This is a genomic window from Aldersonia kunmingensis, assembly GCF_001646865.1.
In the GTDB taxonomy this organism is placed as follows: Bacteria; Actinomycetota; Actinomycetes; order Mycobacteriales; family Mycobacteriaceae; genus Aldersonia; species Aldersonia kunmingensis.
The window spans coordinates 1-18,599 of sequence record NZ_LRRB01000001.1; the positions used below are offsets into that span (position 1 = coordinate 1).

At 65.4% G+C, this 18,599-nt stretch carries 14 protein-coding genes; 6 read left to right on the forward strand and 8 right to left on the reverse strand.

Features of this window, described 5'->3' with window-relative positions; translation table 11 throughout:
* From A8G08_RS00005 to A8G08_RS00025, 5 genes are all read right to left on the reverse strand, one after another.
* A partial coding sequence (locus A8G08_RS00005; RefSeq protein ID WP_068268733.1) for a DUF4032 domain-containing protein occupies window positions 1–1,050 on the reverse strand: 1,050 nt, incomplete at its 3' end.
* 14 nt (window positions 1,051–1,064) lie between these two features.
* Entirely contained in the window at window positions 1,065–2,294 is a 1,230-nt protein-coding gene (locus A8G08_RS00010) for an ABC transporter ATP-binding protein (RefSeq protein ID WP_068268735.1), read from the reverse strand.
* A gap of 3 nt (window positions 2,295–2,297) precedes the next feature.
* A complete protein-coding gene (locus A8G08_RS00015; protein ID WP_187344407.1) occupies window positions 2,298–3,122 on the reverse strand; it encodes a carbohydrate ABC transporter permease in 825 nt (274 codons plus the stop codon).
* Window positions 3,122–4,060: a carbohydrate ABC transporter permease gene (locus A8G08_RS00020; protein ID WP_245672518.1), complete on the reverse strand. Its 939-nt coding sequence runs from the start codon at window positions 4,058–4,060 to the stop codon at window positions 3,122–3,124. Before A8G08_RS00020 ends, A8G08_RS00015 begins: the two co-directional genes overlap by 1 nt.
* Window positions 4,061–4,088: 28 nt before the next feature.
* The gene (locus tag A8G08_RS00025) at window positions 4,089–5,384 is read right to left on the reverse strand and encodes an extracellular solute-binding protein (protein WP_245672520.1); all 1,296 of its coding nucleotides are present in this window, start codon (window positions 5,382–5,384) and stop codon (window positions 4,089–4,091) included.
* 197 nt (window positions 5,385–5,581) lie between these two features.
* On the opposite strand from A8G08_RS00025, the gene A8G08_RS00030 reads away from it, so the two are divergent.
* Both A8G08_RS00030 and A8G08_RS00035 read left to right on the forward strand, forming a co-directional pair.
* Window positions 5,582–6,250, forward strand: a complete 669-nt coding sequence (locus tag A8G08_RS00030; RefSeq protein ID WP_084435827.1) for a TetR family transcriptional regulator — start codon at window positions 5,582–5,584, stop codon at window positions 6,248–6,250.
* An 86-nt stretch (window positions 6,251–6,336) separates the two neighbouring features.
* A complete protein-coding gene (locus A8G08_RS00035; RefSeq protein WP_068268741.1) occupies window positions 6,337–6,894 on the forward strand; it encodes a TetR/AcrR family transcriptional regulator in 558 nt (185 codons plus the stop codon).
* A gap of 18 nt (window positions 6,895–6,912) precedes the next feature.
* Here the strand turns inward: A8G08_RS00035 and A8G08_RS00040 are convergent, their stop codons facing one another.
* Window positions 6,913–7,869 (reverse strand): mechanosensitive ion channel family protein, encoded by a 957-nt coding sequence (locus A8G08_RS00040; RefSeq protein ID WP_068268742.1) that lies wholly within the window; start codon window positions 7,867–7,869, stop codon window positions 6,913–6,915.
* 256 nt (window positions 7,870–8,125) lie between these two features.
* The gene (locus tag A8G08_RS00045; RefSeq protein WP_084435828.1) at window positions 8,126–9,211 is read right to left on the reverse strand and encodes an ATP-dependent DNA ligase; all 1,086 of its coding nucleotides are present in this window, start codon (window positions 9,209–9,211) and stop codon (window positions 8,126–8,128) included.
* Window positions 9,212–9,327: 116 nt separating this feature from the next.
* Here A8G08_RS00045 and A8G08_RS00050 point away from each other — a divergent pair, with 116 nt between their 5' ends.
* The 3 genes from A8G08_RS00050 (at window position 9,328) to A8G08_RS00060 (ending at window position 13,878) form a co-directional block, all read left to right on the forward strand.
* Window positions 9,328–10,344: an alpha/beta hydrolase gene (locus A8G08_RS00050; protein ID WP_068268743.1), complete on the forward strand. Its 1,017-nt coding sequence runs from the start codon at window positions 9,328–9,330 to the stop codon at window positions 10,342–10,344.
* A 57-nt stretch (window positions 10,345–10,401) separates the two neighbouring features.
* Window positions 10,402–12,495: an NAD(+) synthase gene (locus A8G08_RS00055; RefSeq protein ID WP_068268744.1), complete on the forward strand. Its 2,094-nt coding sequence runs from the start codon at window positions 10,402–10,404 to the stop codon at window positions 12,493–12,495.
* Between the two features lie 141 nt (window positions 12,496–12,636).
* Window positions 12,637–13,878, forward strand: coding sequence for a cytochrome P450 (locus A8G08_RS00060; protein WP_068268839.1), 1,242 nt, complete (start codon window positions 12,637–12,639; stop codon window positions 13,876–13,878).
* A 9-nt stretch (window positions 13,879–13,887) separates the two neighbouring features.
* On the opposite strand, the gene A8G08_RS00065 is transcribed toward A8G08_RS00060, so the two are convergent.
* Entirely contained in the window at window positions 13,888–15,606 is a 1,719-nt protein-coding gene (locus A8G08_RS00065) for a SulP family inorganic anion transporter (RefSeq protein ID WP_068268745.1), read from the reverse strand.
* A 160-nt stretch (window positions 15,607–15,766) separates the two neighbouring features.
* Between A8G08_RS00065 and A8G08_RS00070 the strand changes: the two genes are divergently transcribed.
* Window positions 15,767–18,508, forward strand: coding sequence for a cation-translocating P-type ATPase (locus tag A8G08_RS00070; protein ID WP_068268746.1), 2,742 nt, complete (start codon window positions 15,767–15,769; stop codon window positions 18,506–18,508).
* The last annotated feature ends 91 nt before the right edge of the window (window positions 18,509–18,599 follow it).

The window sequence follows — 18,599 nt, forward strand, 5'->3', positions numbered from 1 at the left end:
CGCGCGCGCCATCCCCGGGCGCAATACGCGGCTAACCCAGCGGTTTGCGGCCTCGTCCGCCGGCAGGTCGCGGTCTTCGCGGCGGCCCACGTAGGCCTCGTAGGCGAACAGGTCACCGAGCAGGATGGTGGCCTGACCTTCGCCCACGTCGAGTCCGGTGAGTTCGCGCAGGCGGTGCGCGTGATAGCGCCGATCGCCGACCGCGATGTCGAGGCGTAATCGTCCGGAGCCCTCCTCCACCGGCTGTAACGCAACCTCGTCGACTGCATAGCCCAGTTCGTTCAGCCGACGAATCGTGCCCTCGACACGGTATCGATCGCCGAAGCCAAACTCCGGCTCGTCATGCAGTAGGCGCCACAGTTCGGTGTACCGATCGCCTATTCCTTTCGCCTCGGCCAGCAGCGTGCCGAACAGTTCGGGTGGCCGGTCGAGCCCGCTGGCGAGGTCGATCATGCCCATCCCGACGTTCTCGACCAGAATCTCGAGATCGAGGTCGCGCTGCCCTTTGCTCAGCTCCGGATGGACCTCACTGGTTTCGGCATCGACCAGCCAGGCCTGCAGGGTCTGCCCGTCCCGGGAGAACAGGGTGTTCGCCAGCGAGCAATCACCCCAGAACACTCCGTGCCGGTGCAACTCGACGAGCAGTACGGCCATTGCGTCCAGCAGCCGGGCGCGGTGCCTGGGCTGATCGGGCGGGAGGCGCTTGAACAGCCGGCGGTACTGCCAGGACCCCCTCAGATAGTGCGTCACCAGGATCGCGGTGTCGTGCTCGTGCTGGATGACCAAGCCGGCCGGCCGGACCGCGGGCAACGCCATGTCCTCCAGCCGCCGCAGTACCGCGTACTCCTTCTGCGCGATCCTGGGTGGCAGTTCCTTGAGCGCCCACAACAGCCCGTCCGCCTCGGCGAATTTGACCAGATGGCGGCTCGGGCCGACCGGGACATCGCGCAGCGCGACCTCCGGGACCGACCAGTCGGCGAGCGGTCGATCCCAGGGCAGTGTGAGCAGCTCCGGGGTGGCGGCGCGAAGGCGAAGTTCCGGCGTGCGCATCGCGCACCCAGCGATCAGCCGGGTTGCTGGGCGGGCTCGGCCCCTGTGCGATGCCTGCCCCCGTCGTCCCCGTCATCGAGATCCACGCGGGTGAGGTTGTCGCCGGTCTTCGGGTCGAACAGATGCAGGCGACTCGGATCGAGCCACAGTGATGCCTTGTCGCCGTCCCGCACCCGGCTCATCGGGTCGAGTTCCACGCACATCTGGGTGCGCATCTGCTCGCTGTCGAGTTCGCTCGCGAGTTCGGCGAGCTTGCCGGAGATTTCGGGCGGTGCCTCGTACGGCACGAATGCGTACTGCTCGTTGCCGAGCCACTCGGTCACATCCACGGTGACTTCGAAGATCACGCCGCGGTCCTTCTTGCCGGCATCGACCAGATGGGCGTCCTCGAAGCTGCCGGGCCGGATTCCGGCGATCAACAGCGATTGGTCTCCAACGGCGGAGCGCCACTCGTCGCGCAATGGAATGTCCACAAATGGCAGTTCGAGCTTGTCGTCCTTGATGACGGCGGGCACGAAGTTCATCGGCGGAGATCCGATGAAACCAGCGACGAACAGATTGACCGGCTGCTCGTACAGCTCGCGCGGGCTCGCAACCTGTTGCAGAAGACCACGTTTGAGCACCGCCACGCGGTCTCCAAGTGTCATGGCCTCGGTCTGGTCGTGGGTGACGTAGACCGTCGTCACGCCGAGCCTGCGTTGCAGACGAAGAATCTCGGTGCGCATCTGGCCGCGCAGTTTCGCGTCGAGGTTCGACAGGGGCTCATCGAACAGGAACGCATCCGCCTGGCGGACGATCGCGCGCCCCATCGCAACACGCTGACGCTGGCCGCCGGAGAGTTGCGAAGGCTTGCGGTCGAGGTGCTCCTGCAATTCGAGCGTGTCGGAGGCATCGGTTACGAGCTTGCGGATCTCTTCCTCGGAGTGCTTGCCCTGCAAGCGAAGCGGGAAGGCGATGTTCTCGAACACGCTGAGGTGCGGATACAGCGCGTAGTTCTGGAACACCATGGCCAGGTTCCGTTGGCGAGGTGCCATGTCGTTGACCCGCTTGCCTCCGATGACGATGTCTCCGGAGGTGGTGTCCTCGAGCCCGACGATCATCCGCAGCAGGGTGGATTTGCCGCAGCCCGAAGGTCCGACCAGGATCATGAACTCGCCGTCGGCGATGTCGAGGCTCACATCGTTCACGGCGGGGAAGCCGTCGCCGTAGCGCTTGACGATGTTCTTGACGGTGATCTCAGCCATGGCTCATCCCTTCACAGCTCCGGAGGTCAGGCCGGCGACGATCCGGCGCTGGAACAGCAGCACCAGAATGACGACGGGGATCGTGACGACGACCGACGCGGCCATCACGTAGGGCACGGCGGATTCGAACTGCGACGCGCCCTGGAAGAACGCCAGCGCGGCGGGCACGGTTCGTGCGTTGTCCGTCGAGGTCAGCGAGATGGAGAACAGGAAGTCGTTCCAGCAGAAGAAGAACGTCAGGATCGCGGTGGTGAACACACCCGGCGCGGCCAAGGGCACGATCACCTTGCGGAACGCCTGCCACGCCGTAGCGCCGTCCACCTGTGCGGCCTGCTCCATCTCCCACGGGATCTGCCTGAAGAATGCCGACATCGTCCAGATCGACAGCGGCAGAGCGAATGTCAGATACGGAATGATCAGGCCGATCCAGGTGTCGTAGATGCCGATGCTGCGCCACATGTTGAACAGCGGGCCGACCAGCGCAGCCTGAGGGAACATCGCGATGCCGAGCGCGAGGGACAACAGCAGCCGCTTGCCGGGGAACTCGAGCCGCGCAATCGCGTACGCGGCGAACATGGCGATGATCACCGAAAGCAGCGTGGCGATTAGCGAAATGCCGATCGAGTTGATCAGCGCCCGGGTAAACAGCGACTGGCTGAATACCTCGGTGAAATTGTCGAACGACCACGACGTCGGCAGGAACTGCGGTTTGCCCGAGACGATGTCGGACGGCGGCTTGAACGACAGGCTGATCATCCAGAGCATCGGGAAGAAGCTGTAAATGACGACGAGGATCCCGGCCACCGTCCACCAGCGACTTTGTTTCATCACTCACCCCTGACCTGGGAGAGATCGGTTTTGAAGCCCTTCACGAATATCCACGCGATGGCAACGACCGTGAGGAACAGGAGTACCGAAATCGCCGAGCCCATACCGAGATTGACCAGCGTGACGTTTTGCCGGTAGGCCAGGAAGGAGATCGTCTCGGTGTTGTTCGAGCCGCCGGTCATGATGAACGGGTTGTCGAAGATGCGCCACGCGTCCAGGGTGCGGAACAGCAGCGCAACCATGATGGCGGCCTTCATATTCGGCAACGTGATCTTGTAAAGGCGCTGCCAGGCGGTGGCGCCGTCGACCTTCGCCGCCTCCTGCATGTCCTCGGGCACCTGCACCAGCCCGGCGAGCAGCAGCAGCGAGATAAACGGCGTCGTCTTCCAGATTTCGGACAAGCAGATGACGAAGATCGCCGACCATCGGTCACCGAACCAGTTGAAATCTTCCAACCCGAACCACTGGTTCACGAAGCCGGAATCGATCGCGAAGGCGTAGCGCCAGATGAACGCCGAGACTACGGTGACGATGCCGTAAGGAATGAGGATCGCGGTGCGAACCGAGCTGCGGCCCCGGATGATCCGTAACATCACGAATGCGAAGACGAAGCCGAGCAGCAGTTCGATCGCGACGGTCACCACGGTGATCACTGCGGTGGTGACGAAGTCGTTCCACCACACCGGATCCGTGAGGACGACCCAGTAGTTGCTCAGGCCGACGAATTCGCGCCCCTCGGGGTCGGTGAGCCGGTAGTTGTACAGCGACAGCACAACCGCGTAGATCAGCGGGTAGGCGGTCACCAGGATCATCACGATGAACGACGGGGCCGAGAGGTACAGGCCGAGGCGACGCTCGCCCTTGACCCGGTCCGAGACCACCTTCGGCGGCTTCGGTGGTGGCGCCGCCGCTTCGGGGCGCGTATCGATGGCGGTCACCCGACACTCCTCTCCTGCGAATTGTCGCTCATAGCAGGCGCTTTCCGCTCAGCACGTCGGCCATGAAGCTGTCCGTCTCCGCCGGTGTGCTCGGTCCGACCGAGTTCGCCGGGTGCCAGGTGTTGATGACAGAACCCGCCACGTCGACGTAGAACGGCGTAATCGGCCGCGGTCCGCCCTGTGCGATCGACTCGCGGATCAGGTCCGCGAAGGGGTACTCCTCGCGAACACGCGGATCGTCGTAACTCGCGGAGAACGGCGAGGGCTCGCCCTCATCGAGCATGTACTGCGTGGCCTTCTCCACCGAGGTCGCGCATTCGGCCAATTGCACTGCCAGATCGGGGTGTTTCGAGTACGCGCCGATCGCCATGTTGGCGCCACCGAGTGGCGGACCGCTCTCCCGGTCCGCGGACACCCGCGGGTAACGAGCCCAGCCGATGTCGTCGACGACCGACTGGTTCAGCGTGCCTTCCTCGACCGCAGTCCGGGCCGCGGCGTAGATGTACGGCCAGTTCGTCATGAACATGCCGTTGTCGCCCTGGAAAACGGCCCGGGCCTGTTCCTCCATGGCGGTTGTCAGATCCGATGGTGCCGCGGACGAACGTGCCAGGTTGCCGACGATTTCGGCGGCCTTGTCACCGGCGGGGCCTGCCATGCTCGGGACGGCGTCCTTGCCCGCCTCCGGATCGGTCAGGATCTGTCCGCCTCCCGACAGCACAAGTGCGTTGATCCAGACCATGAATCCCTCGTACCGGGCGCCCGGCACGGAAATCTTCTTGCCCGCATCGACTGCGGCCTTCTGCATCACGTCCCACGTGAAGGTCGGACTGTTCGGATCCAACCCGGCCTGGGCGACGAGCGACTTGCGGTACCACAGCAATTGCGCGTTCGACTTGATCGGCGTCGCGTAGAGCGTGTCCTTCCAGATTCCCGTCTCGATGGGGGCGGGAAGCATGCCCGCGGTGAGTCGCACGGTCTCCTCGGCCGTGTAGGGGCGAAGGAACCCGGCGTTGGCGAACTCAGCGGTGTAGATGATGTCGAGGCTCATCGCGTCGATCGACGAATCCTTGGCGGCGAGGCGGCGAACCAACTGTTCGCGCTGCTGGGTCGCGTCCGTCGGCAGCGTCTGGATGGAGACCTTGTACGCGCCGTTCGATGCGTCCGCGCACTGTTGGGCGCGGGTTGCCTGACCGCCGTTGTCAGGATTGATGTACCAATTCAGGGTGGGAGGCCCCGAGTCGTCGCTGCAGCCCGAAAGTGCAATACAGCCGACCATCGCGGCGGTGAGACCGAGGATCGAGCCCACCCGGCTGGACCTGAACATAGCCATTGCCTCCCTTGTTCGCCGATACGCGGGGGCGTCTAGAGCCATATGGAGCTATATGGCGCAAGTCTGGCACAAGTCATTGTCCGATCGAGGGATTCGGCAATGCTCGTGGCCGAGACGTAGCCCCGTCGCGACCAGTGATCCACCGGGAGGTTGATAATGCGATACCGGCACTCTGGGCAACGGAGGTAAGCGTGGGAATTGCCGACGCATCGCGGCGACGGGAAGTTGCCGCACCGCGGCGGGAAGATACTGCCGCACCGCGGCGACGACTCGAACCGGACGAGCGACGCGCACAGATTCTGGAATGTGCGATTGATATGTTCGGCGACCGTCCGTATGCGGCCGTGTCGACTGCGGACCTGGCCCAGCAGGCCGGGGTCACGCGCGGGCTGATCAACCATTACTTCGGCACCAAGCGCGATCTGTACCTGGCGGTAGTGCGACGAATGGTCGATGTGCCGCCGTTCGACCGCATCACGTTGCCGAGCGGGACCGTGCGCGAGCGGGCCGCGGCCGGCGTCGACTGGTTGCTTGGCGTGATCGAGGAACACGGCAGCACCTGGGTGGCGGTGACTGGTTCGGAGGGCGTCGGCGACGATCCCGAGGTGCAGCGGATCCTCGATGAAGCCGACGAGGCGGCAGCCGAGCGGGTGCTGGTGCTGCTCGGACTCACCGGGACGGACAACGAGGCCGAGTTGCTTGCCATGGTGCGGGCGTTCGGCGGAATCGTAAAGGCGGCCAACCGGGAATGGATCACCCGCGCCACACTGACCCGCGAGCAGGTGCAGATGCTGTTGACCGATCTGCTGGTCACATTGGTCACCGAGACGTTCCCGCGGTTGCGCGGGACACGCGCCTGAATGCCGTCGTCACACGCCGCACGCGGGGCCCCGTGAGGGGTACGGCATACTCCTTGAGACACGGTGATTGAGGGAGCGAGAGGTCGATGTCACGCATCGTCAGTCGAGAGCAGTACTTCGACGCGGCACTCGGAATTCTCGCGGACACCGGGTTCAAGGGACTCAATATTGGTCGCCTGTGCGAGGCGCTCGGCGTGACCAGCGGATCGTTCTACCACCATTTCACTAGCTGGGGTGACTTCGTCGACGCCTTCCTGCACTCGTGGGAGAGCGGCCAGGCCAGTGTGCTGCGGGAGCTGGACTTCGGCCGCGGCAGCTGGATCGCGGACATCGCCGCGCTGCGTCAGCTCACGGAGAGCCTCAATCAGGGAGCCGAGGCCGCGATCAGGGCGTGGAGCGCGAACGAAGAGACCGTGCGAGAGGTGCAGACCCGGGTCGACGACCTTCGGCGGGGGACCGTGCAGAAGGCGATTCGTCAGGTGGTTCCCGACGACGAAACCGCGGGCGTGTTGACCACGTTCGGGATGGCGATGCTGATCGGCTACCAGCAGCTGTCGGGAGATTCGCGGCCGTCGATGGCAAGGCTGCTCGACGAGTACGTTCGCCTCATCGATTCACATCACCGCGCCGAAGTGCAGGCCTGACCACCGCGCTGCGACGAATCAGTTCTGGGTGCCGTTCGCGCTCCGATTGTTGGCAAGAACCGACTGGTAGGGCGCGTGAATACCGGCCGCATCGAACGCGGCGAGAATGTCGCGGTTGAGGCGGCGCTGCACAGCCCACTGCTTCCCGGGCCGGACCCGCACGGTGAGCCGCAGCATGACACCCTCGGCGGTCACCTTGTTCACGCCGAGCAACTCCGGCGGTTCCAGCACGTCGGCGCTCAGGGCATCACTGCCGGCGGTCTCCTCGGCGGCGCGCAGCGCCACTTCGCAGGCCTCCTGAATGTTGCTGGAATGCGAGATTGGCAGGTCGAGGACGGCGACCGCGTAACCCTGACTCATATTGCCAACGCGCACGATTTCGCCGTTGCGGCAGTACCAGAGCGTGCCGTTGAGATCGCGAACGGTCGTCACTCGCAGTCCCACCGATTCGACGGTGCCGACCGCGTCGCCCAGGTCCACCACGTCACCGACGCCGTACTGATCCTCGAGCAGCATGAAGATACCCGTGATGAAATCGCGGACCAGGTTCTGCGCGCCGAAACCGAGTGCGACACCGACGATGCCCGCCGATGCGATGAACGGCGCGACGTTCACGCCGAGGATCCCGAGGACCTGCAGCACGCACCACGTCAGTACGACGATCGACACCGTCGACTTGAGCACCGAGCCGATGGTTTGGGCGCGCTGCGCGCGGCGAGCGGGCGCGAGCACCGCCGCTGCAGCCTTGTCGGTCGCATTGCCGCCGCGAATACGCGCGGTGCGCTCCTGTAACGGCCGCAACAGTGCCGGGCGATCGCCGTCTTTCGCCGGTTGCGTCATGCGATCGATCATCTTGTGCGCCACCAGGCGCAGTACGAACGCGATGACGAGGTACACCGCGATCTCGATCGGCTTGTGAATCAGCCAGTCGCGGTTGGTCTCGGTCAGTTCGAAGGCAAGCAGCTCAGTACTCATCCGCCGCGAGTTTACTTATCCCTGAACGGGTTTCAACCTTCACCGGGTGATCGCGCTCACGTTTGAAATCGCGCGGGTCCGGGGACGGGCGGCTGGGCGAATGCGCCCACGATGTGGGATTGCTCCCAAGCCGTGAACGGAAGTTCAGTTGCGCTCAGCGGAGTGAACGGAAGCGTTCGCTCCGTCTAACGCAACAAATCTTCCGTTCACAATGTGGGACAGGTTCAGCATGTGGGGTCCGGCCCGATCGTCCGCCCTACTCGGAGGCCCCGGCGAGTTCGGTGAACAGCGTCGCGAGCTCAGCCGGTGCGACCTCCTCGAGCTGCGCATAGGTGCACGACTCCGGTGTGCGGTCGGGCCGGAACCGCACCAGCCGGCCACCGTGCCGGAAGCGTCCCGCCTGCACGTGCTCGTAGCGGACCTCGGCAACGAGTTCGATACGCAACGGCTCCCACGACAAGTCCTTACCGGCGCTCCAGCGGCTCATCCCGCCCGGCATCCGACCGGTCGCCTCCGCCTGGGCTTCGGCCCATTTCCGCCACGGATGCTCGTCGAGGGCACGTTCGCGCAAAGGCGCGAGTTCGTCGACCAGCTCGGTCCGGCGCTTCGCGGTGAAGCTCGCCGCGACCCCGACATGATGCAGGTCGCCTTCGTCGTCATAGAGTCCGAGCAGCAACGAACCGACGCCCTTGCCGTCCTTGTGCCAGCGGAACCCGGAGATGACGCAGTCCGCGGTTCGCTCGTGCTTGACCTTGATCATCACGCGCTTGTCCTGCAGATACGGCAGGTCGGTCGCCTTCACCATGACCCCGTCGAACCCGGCGCCCTCGAACCGGGTGAACCAGTCGTGCGCCACGTCCGGGTCGGTGGTCAACGGCGTCAGGTGCACCCGCGCGAGCCGGTCGTCGAGGATGCCCTCGAGCAGCTCCCGACGGCGCGAGAACGGTTCGCCGGTGAGATCGTCGTCGCCGAGCGCGAGCAGGTCGAACGCGACGAAGCTCGCGGGTGTCTCGGCGGCGAGCTTGTTGACCCGCGACGCGGCCGGGTGCAGCCGGTTCTGCAGGGCGTCGAAGTCCAGTCCGGTGCCCGTGACGAGCACGATTTCGCCGTCCACCACCGCCTTGTCCGGTAGCGCCTCGGCGAGTAGTTCGACCAGCTCGGGGAAGTAGCGGGTGAGCGGGCGGTCGTTTCGGGAGCCGAGTTCGAGCGTGTCGCCATCGCGGAAGACGATGCAGCGAAAGCCGTCCCACTTGGGCTCGTACGCCAACCCGGGGTCTCGGGGGAGAGTGCCCGATGCCTTCGCCAGCATCGGTTTGACCGGGGGCGAAACGGGCAGGTCCACGGGATGTCACTCTACGGCGACCGTGTGGTGACGGGTCGGTTCCGATTCGACCGCTTCCCATTTCGACGTGGTGTTGGTGGGGTTACTGTGCAACCAGTTTCGACTGGGAGTCTCCTATGCGCGGTCTCGTAACGGTGGTCCTCGCCCTCCTTCTGCTGCTCACTGCGCCGCAGGCCGTGGCCCAGCCCGGTAGCGCGGGGCTGGGCAGTGGCGGCAGCTCCGGGTCATTGGGGGGCCCGCCCCCGCCAAGCAACGGGCCCACCGAACTGCTCAGCCGAACCCCGCTTTCCCCGACCCGTACCGCCCTGTGGATCCGGTCCGGCGCGATGCAACGCGATATCGCGGTACAGGTCTTGCACCCGACCAGTGGCGCCGCGCGGCCGAGCTTCTACCTGCTCGACGGGCTCGATCCCGGCGTTGGGCAAAGCACGTGGACCAATGCGACGGACGCGGAGCGGTTCTTCGCAGGCAAGAACGTGAACGTGGTGCTCCCGATCGGGGGTATCGCCGGGTATTACACGGACTGGACGTGGCCTGATCCGGTGCTCGGCAACTACAAGTGGGAAACGTTCCTCACCCGCGAGCTACCGCCGATCATCAACCGCGAGTTCCGAGGCAACGGCGTGAACGCCATCGGCGGGCTGTCGATGGGTGGCCATGCCGCATTCGCACTCGCCACCCGCAATCCGTGGTTGTACCGAGCGGTGGCGGGGTACAGCGCATGCCCGGACAACTTCTTCGCGCAATTCCCGATGTTGGCGTCGATCGCGTTCCGCGGCGCGAACCCGGGGAACATGTGGGGCCTGCCCGGCGATCCGCAGTGGGCAGCGCACGATCCGGCGGCCAATGTCGGCGCATTGCGCGGCAAGGCGATCTACCTGTGGACCGGCAACGGTGTTCCCGGCCCGCACGAGTTCGAGCTGAAACCGCAACTGCCCGAGGCGATCTTCCTCGGAGGCCCGATCGAGGCCTACGTTTTGTCCTGTGTCGCGGCCTTCGCACAGCGCCTTGGCTTTGCGCGTATCCCAGCGCGGGTGGTGTACCGCCCAACAGGCACGCACTCCTGGCCGTATTGGCAGGATGCCTTGCACGACTCGTGGGGAACTATCGGACCCGCCATCGGCGCGCGCTAGCCCGCAGGCCCGCGGGGTACATTCGCGACAAACCGATGTCCGCGACAGGGAGCCACCGTGACCACCGACCTTCCGTTCGATTCCCTCTACCGCCACGGGTTCGCCCGCGTCGCGGTCGCGGTGCCGAGGGTCCGGGTCGCCGACCCCACGTACAACGCGGAGCGCACGATTGCGCTCGCGCGCCGGGCCGCCGACGAGGGCGCGATCCTGGTTGTGTTCCCGGAGTTGGGTATCTCGTCCTACACGGCCGATGACCTGTTCCATCAGGACGCACTGCAGGACGGTGTTGACGAGGCGCTGGCGCGGATAGTCGAGGAGAGCCGCGACATCTCCGCTGTGCTGCTCGTCGGAGCGCCGATGCGTGTCGAGGGGAAGCTTTTCAACTGTGCGATCGCGGTGCACAACGGTCAGGTGCTTGGCGCGGTGCCCAAGAGTTACCTGCCGACCTATCGGGAGTACTACGAGAAGCGTCAGTTCGCCGCCGCGCGTGAGGTACTCGTCGAGTACGTCACCATCGCCGGTCAGCGCGTCCCATTCGGCAGCGAGTTGCTGTTCGCGGCGACGAACCTCCCCGGGTTCGTGATGCATATCGAAATCTGCGAGGACGGTTGGGTGCCGGTGCCGCCCAGTGGTTTCGGTGCGCTCGCCGGCGCGACCGTGCTCGTCAACCTGTCAGCCAGCAACAGCGTTATCGGTAAGGCCGACTACCGAAGGCAACTGTGCGGCGGCCATTCGGCGCGGTTCATCGCCGCCTACCTGTATTCGGCTGCGGGCAATGGCGAATCGACCACCGACCTCGCGTGGGACGGGCAGGCGGTGATCTGTGAAAACGGTGATCTGCTCGCCGAGGGAGACCGATTCACCGACGAGGAGCAGGTGCTGTTCACCGATCTCGATCTGCAGCGCATCGCCGCAGACCGGTTGCGCACCAACAGTTTCGCCGACAATGTGCACGATCACCGCGAGCGGTTGTCGCGTTTCCGCCGTATCGAAATGGAACTGCCGATCCCGACCGGCCCGATGCCACTGCACCGCACGATAGAACGGTTCCCGTATGTTCCGGCCGACCCGGCGACCAGGCACGAGCGCTGTGCCGAGGTGCACCACATTCAGGTGGCCGGCCTGGCAACTCGCCTGCAAGCCACGGGAATGCAGCATCTGGTGATCGGCATTTCCGGCGGTCTGGACTCCACGCAGGCGCTGGTCGTCGCGGCGAAGACAATGGACCGCCTCGGGTTGCCGCGCTCGAATGTGCTGGCCTACACCATGCCCGGATTCGCGACGAGTTCGCGGACGCTCAATGACGCACGGCGGCTGATGGCCGCGCTCGGCACCACCGCCAGCGAGATCGACATCAAGCCGTCGTCGTTGCAGATGCTGCGCGACCTCGGGCATCCGGCCGCCGACGGGGAGGCCGTGTACGACATCGCCTATGAGAACGTGCAGGCCGGCGAACGCACGTCGCACCTGTTCCGGCTCGCGAACCAGCACAACGCCCTCGTTGTCGGCACCGGCGATCTCAGCGAATTGGCTTTGGGCTGGTGCACTTTCGGCGTTGGCGACCACATGTCGCACTACAACGTCAACGGCTCGGTGCCAAAGTCGCTGATCCGCTACCTCATCCTGTGGTCGGTCGAGACCGGAGAATTCGGTGCGGAGGCGGACGCCGTACTGCGGTCGATCCTGACCACCGAGATCTCGCCCGAACTCGTGCCGAGCACCGACGGCAACGGCGACGAGCCGGCCCAGAGCTCGGAGGCCAAGGTCGGTCCCTACGAGCTGCAGGACTTCCACCTCTACTACCTGCTGCGCTTCGGTTACCGGCCGAGCCGGATCGCGTTCATGGCGCAGCACGCCTGGGGTGACGCGACCACCGGCCGCTGGCCGGAACTGACGCCGGACGACAAGCGCAATGCCTACGACCTGCCGACCATCAAGTACTGGCTCGGCGAGTTCCTGCGCCGGTTCGTGCAGACCAGTCAGTTCAAGCGGTCCACGCTGCCCAACGGGCCCAAGGTCGGTTCCGGTGGATCGCTGTCGCCGCGCGGCGACTGGCGTGCGCCCAGCGATGCCTCGGCCCGCGCGTGGCTGGACGAGTTGGACCGCAATGTTCCGGTCGAGGCAGCGGCGCCGATTGTCGCCCGGACCTAAGGTCACGGTTTCGCATCTTTCGCTGTGAACTCTGGGTCCGGGGAACCCTGTTCGGCACGATCCGGGTGTCGGCGACGCTCACCACGATCGACGGTCGTCCGGTCGAGGTCGCCAGGGTCCGAGCCGGAGTCAGGAGTGGGCATGAAGCTCGACGAAATCGATCTCTACAACCCCGACACGTTCGTGCGCAGCGTGCCGCACGAGATGTTCGCGACCCTGCGCCGAGAGGCCCCGGTCTACCGCCACCTGGACGCCTTCGGCAAACCGTTCTGGTGCGTCACGCGGCACGAGGACATCGTCAAGATCAACCGGGACACCGAGACGTTCTCGTCCTGGCAGGGCGCGGTCTACATCGATGAGCTCGCGCCCGAGGACCTCGTCGGTCAGCAGCTGATGATGCTCAACATGGACCCGCCGCAGCACACCAACCTGCGCAAGATCGTCAACAAGGGCTTCACGCCGCGGCGGATCGGGGAGTTGCAGGAGATCCTCGCCCGCAGGGCTACGACCATCGTCGACGGCGTGATCGAGCGAGGCGAGTGCGATTTCGTGGTCGACGTGGCCGCGGAACTCCCACTGCAGGCGATCGCGGAATTCATCGGGATCCCGCAGGAGGATCGCAAGCTGATCTTCGACCTGACGAATCAGATGATTGGCAACTCGGACCCGGAGTTCCACGCCGCCGAGGGGCAGGAGCGTGAGGCAGCGGAGCAGATGTTCGCCTACAGCCAGGCGATGTTCTCCGACCGGCACCGCAATCCGCGTGACGACATCGCCACCGCGCTGATTCAGGCCGATGTCGACGGCGACAAGCTCGACGAGCTGGATTTCAACATGTTCTTCATGCTCCTCGCGGTGGCGGGCAACGAGACCACCCGCAACGCCATCTCGCATACGCAGCTGGCGCTGATGGAACATCCCGAGCAGCGCCGCAAGGTGCTCGACGACCCGTCGAAGCTCGACGGACTCATCGAGGAGGGGCTGCGCTGGGCCACGCCGGTGATGCAGTTCCGCCGTACCGCGACGGTGGATACGGTGATTCGCGACGTCGATATCGCGGCCGGGGACCGCGTGGTGATCTGGCATATGTCGGGGAATCGCGACGAGAGCGTCTTCGACGACCCCTACACCTTCGATATCGATCGGGAGCACAACGACCATTTGCACCAGCACATCGCGTTTGGCGGCGGCGGTCACCACTACTGTCTGGGCGCCAACCTCGCGCGGGCCGAGATGCGAGTGATGCTGCGGGAGATACTGACTCGCATGCCGGATATGGAACAGGTCGCCCCGGCGCAACGCCTGCGGTCCAACTTCATCAACGGCATCAAGCACATGCCGGTGAAGTTCACCCCGGCTGCGGCGCGCGACAACGCGGCCTGAGGCGGGCGGTTAGCGCGCGGGACCGAGTTCGGGCCCGTCGTCGACATCCTCGATGTCGCCGCGGAATTCGCCGGTGAGCGCGTCCACCGCGGCACCCACGGTGGGCGCGAACCGCTCGGGCCCGAATCGGTCGCCCTGCCCGTAGCGGCGCAGCTGATCCTTCACCGGGCCCTTCATCTCGGCGAGGATCAGCGTGATTCCGCGTGATTGCAGGAAATCGTCGAGTTCGATGAGTTCGTCCAGCGCGGTCGAATCGATGTCGGTAACGGGCTCGGCCGCGAGGATCACCGTGCGCACGCTGGAATCGGCCTTGGCGACCACGTTGCGGACGTAATCGTCGAAGATGCCGCCGTTGGCGAAGAACAGGGGGGCGTCGAAGCGCACGATGACGATGCCCGGAATCCGTTCGGCTTCGGGGTGCCGCGACCGGTCGTGGTAGCCGCGCACGCCGGGGCGGCGGCCCAATTCCGCACGATAGGGCCGCCACGCCTGCTTGATGAACGCGATGAAGGACAACCCGATCGCGATCACGATGCCCTCGAGCACGCCGATGGACGCGACGCCGATGAACGCCGCGATCGACAGCCAACCTTCCATTCGGTCAACCCGCAGGAGATGCACGACGCTCTTCACGTCGATGAGTGCGGTCGCGGCGACGATCACCACCGCCGCGAGCGTCGACGACGGCAGGTACTGGGTGACGCCCGGCGCGATCAGAACGAACGCCACGATGAGCACCGCGCCGACCACGCCGACGAGTTGGGTTCGGCCACCGGCCTGTTCGGCAACCGGGGTGCGCGACGATGATGCGGAGATCGGGAAGCCGCCGAGCAGGCCGCCGCCGATATTCGCCGCGCCGATCGCGCCCATTTCCTGGCTGCCGTTCACCGTCTGACCGTGGCGGGCGGCGAATGTGCGTGACAGCACGCCGGTATCGGCGAACGCGATGAGGGCGATGCCGAAGGCGGGTGCGACGAGCGACCCGACGTCGGACCACGTGACCCCGGACAGCGCCGGTGCGGGCAGTCCTTGCGGGAGCGCGCCGACCACCGGAATGTCGTCGTCCCAGCCGGTTACGGCGACGAACACAATCGCACCGACGACGGCAACCAGCACGCCGGGGATCGGGCTGCGAATGACCTTGAGCAGCACGATGACCGCCAGTGAGATGGCACCGATCGCGAACGCGCGGGTATCGGTGTCGCCGTCGATGATCCCGCGGTAGACCCCGCCGGCTTCCTCGCGCAATGAGTCGGCGTCGACCGAGAACCCGAGCAGCTTCGGCAGCTGACCGATGATCACCGTCAGCGCGATTCCGTTGAGGTAACCGATCCGGATCGGCTTGGACAGCAGGTCGGTGACGAATCCGAGGCGCAAGAGTCCGCCGATAACAAGGATCGCGCCGACCATGATGGCGAGTACCCCGGCCAGTGCGACCGCCTCATCCGAACCCGCTACTGCCATCGGCAGAATCGCCGCCGCGATGATCGGCGCGAGTGAGGAATCTGGCCCGAGCACCAGGATCTTCGATGGGCCGACCAATGCGTAGACCAGCAGCGGGATGACGGTCGCATACAAGCCCGTTTCGACCGGCAGGCCCGCGGCCTCGGCGTAGCCCATGCCAGCGGGAATCAGCAGCGCGGTGAGCACCACACCCGCGACGAGATCGTTGCGCAGCCAGGCCTTCTGGTACTCCCGCGCGACCTCGATTCCAGGCAGCCAGCGCATACAACCCCCTGCAGGTCGATGGGGGCAACGCGGCGGTCGCCGGCGCCGAGTTGCGACCGCCGAATGGTACCGCCGCCGCACGACCAAGGTCGGTTTTGCGAACTCTTCGTGATGGAAGCATTCCCGGGCAGGAAGGGTCGTCCGCTGTCATGCTGAGCACGTGGACGAGAAACCGCGGTGGCACGCTCTCGATACCGAAGCCGTTTTGACGGCGCTCGCATCCGACCGCAGCCGCGGACTTGCGGGTAACGAACCGTCCGCGCGCCGGCAACGATACGGCCCGAACGAGATTGCCTCGGAGCCCGCGCCATCACGATGGGCGATCGCGGCCTTGCAATTCAAAGACCCGATGAACCTCATGCTGGTAGCGGTCACGGTTGTCAGCCTGATCATCGGCGAGGTATCGACCGCACTCGTCGTCGCCGCACTGGTCGTGGTGAACATCGTGCTCGGCACGAGGCAGGAGATGACCGCGCGAGCCAGCGTCGATGCGCTGGCGAAGATGCAGACCCCGCAGGCACGAGTGGTTCGCGACAGCACGCTGATTCAGATCGATGCGACCGAACTGGTGCCAGGCGACATCATCGAACTCGAGGCCGGCGACGTCGTCCCCGCCGACGGCCGGTTGCTGCGTTCGGCCACGCTGGAGACCCAGGAAGCCGCGTTGACCGGGGAGAGTCTCCCGATCGCAAAGGATCCCGCGACTCTGCCCGACGTCGATGTCACCCTCGGCGACCGCAGCAACATGCTGTTCCAGAACACCTCGGTCACCCGTGGTACGGCCGGCATGGTGGTTACCGAGACCGGTATGAACACCCAGATGGGCCGGATCGCCTCGATGCTGTCCGCGGTGCCACCGGGTAAGTCGCCGCTGCAGCGCGAGCTGAACTCTCTGACCAGGGTGCTCGGCATCGTTGCCTGGACCGCGGTCGCCATCATTGTGATCATCGGCCTGCTGCGCGGGCAGAGCCTGACATCGGTGTTGCTGCTCGGTATCTCCATGGCCATCGCCGCGATTCCCACCGGCCTGCCGACGTTCGTCCAGGCGATGCTCGCCTACGGTGCGCGGTCGCTTGCGGACGCCAAAGCTGTGGTGAAGAACCTCACCGACGTCGAGACGCTCGGCGCGACCAGCGCGATCAACTCCGATAAGACCGGCACCCTCACGATGAACCAGATGACTGTGCGGTCGCTGTACTTCCGCGGCCAGTGGTTCACCGTCGAGGGGGAGGGCTACCGCAAGACGGGAACCATCTCCCACGCCGCGGGGGAGTCGACACCGGACTTCACGATGCTCGCGTACGGGCTGTGCCTCGACAGCGATGCGACCGTGTCCGACGCGCAGGACATCGTGGGTGACCCGACCGAAGCCGCGCTGGTGGTGCTGGCCGCGAAGATGGGGGTCGACGCTCCACTCACGCGCCGGACCTACCCGCGCGTCGCCGAGGTGCCGTTCGACTCCGCGTACAAATTCATGGCGACCTTCCACCACCTGCCGGTCAGCGACGAGGAGCGGTTCGTCGAACTGGTCAAGGGTGGTCCGGATGTTGTGCTGGCGCGCTGTACGCACGCGCTTCGGCCCGACGGCGAGACGATCCCGCTCGCCGATGTGCAGGATGCGATCACGACGGCGAACCGCGAGATGTCCGAGAAGGGTTTGCGAGTACTGGCTTTCGCGGCCCGGCTACTCGATGGGCGGGAAACTGCCGTGCAGGCCGATCCGATGTCGTTCGTCGACGAGCTGGTCTTCGTCGGCATGGTCGGCATCATCGACCCGCTGCGGCCACAGGCGGTCGACGCGGTGCGAACCGCGCATCGCGCCGGCATCGACGTTCGGATGATCACCGGGGACCACGCCATCACCGCGGGCGCGATCGGCGCCGAACTCGGCCTCGGGCCAGGCGCGATCAGCGGTGCGGAATTGCAGGCGATGACCGACGAACAGGTCTCGGCGGCGCTGCCGCAACTGCACGTATTCGGCCGCGTCACACCGCAGGACAAGCTGCGCTTGGCCGACATCATGCAGCGGGACGGCTCGATCGTCGCGATGACCGGCGATGCGGTGAACGACGCCGCTGCGCTCAAGAAGGCCGATATCGGTGTGGCCATGGGCTCCGGCAGCGAGGTCACCAAACAGGCCGGCAAGCTCATCCTCACCGACGACAACTTCGGCACGCTGATCACGGCAATCGAGTTGGGCCGCAGCATCTACGACAAGATCTTGTCCTACATCCGCTATCAGATGGCCAAGCTCTTCGCGCTGGTGCTGCTGTTCCTCGTCGCGAGCATCTTCAACATCAACGGCGGTGTCGCGCTCACGCCGCTGATGGTGCTGTTCCAGAACTTCTTCGTCACGCTGTTCTGCGTTGCCGTCATCATGCTCGACCCACCGCCGCCGAATCTGATGGACAAGGCACCGCGAGATCCGAAGCTACCGATCGCCAACCGGAGATCGCTGGTGCAGTGGATTCTCTACGGCGTGCTGCAGTTCGCCGTCACCATCGCCGCGATGGCGACCGCGCCGGGCGAACTGAGCACGGAGGTGGCGACCGTGCCGATGACGATGGGATTCGTCGTACTCGCCTTCGCCTCGATCCTGGCCGGCCTGGTGATGCGCCGCGACCCCGATTCCGGCCTGGAGGCACCGATTATCAAGGCGATCGGGATCCTGTCGGTTGCGGTCGTCGTCACCGTGCTCGCGGTGGAACTGCCCTTCATGCAGGAATTGCTGATGACGACCTCCCTCACCGGCGACCAGTGGCTGGCCTGCATCGGCTGGTCGGCGATCGTGCCGATCGTCGTCGAGGCGGAGAAGTGGTTTCGCCGGCACCGCAGCCGGAAATCCATCCCAGTGGCACGGTTGTCCACCGCCGACGCGGTCGTCCCCGCGTGGGCGCGGTAACCCGGGAAGTGCCGATGTCCGCGCACCGGGGGCAGTAGGCTCTTCCACAGCACATGTAAGGGCGTTTACCCTGGTCAGTGTCCTGATCGGT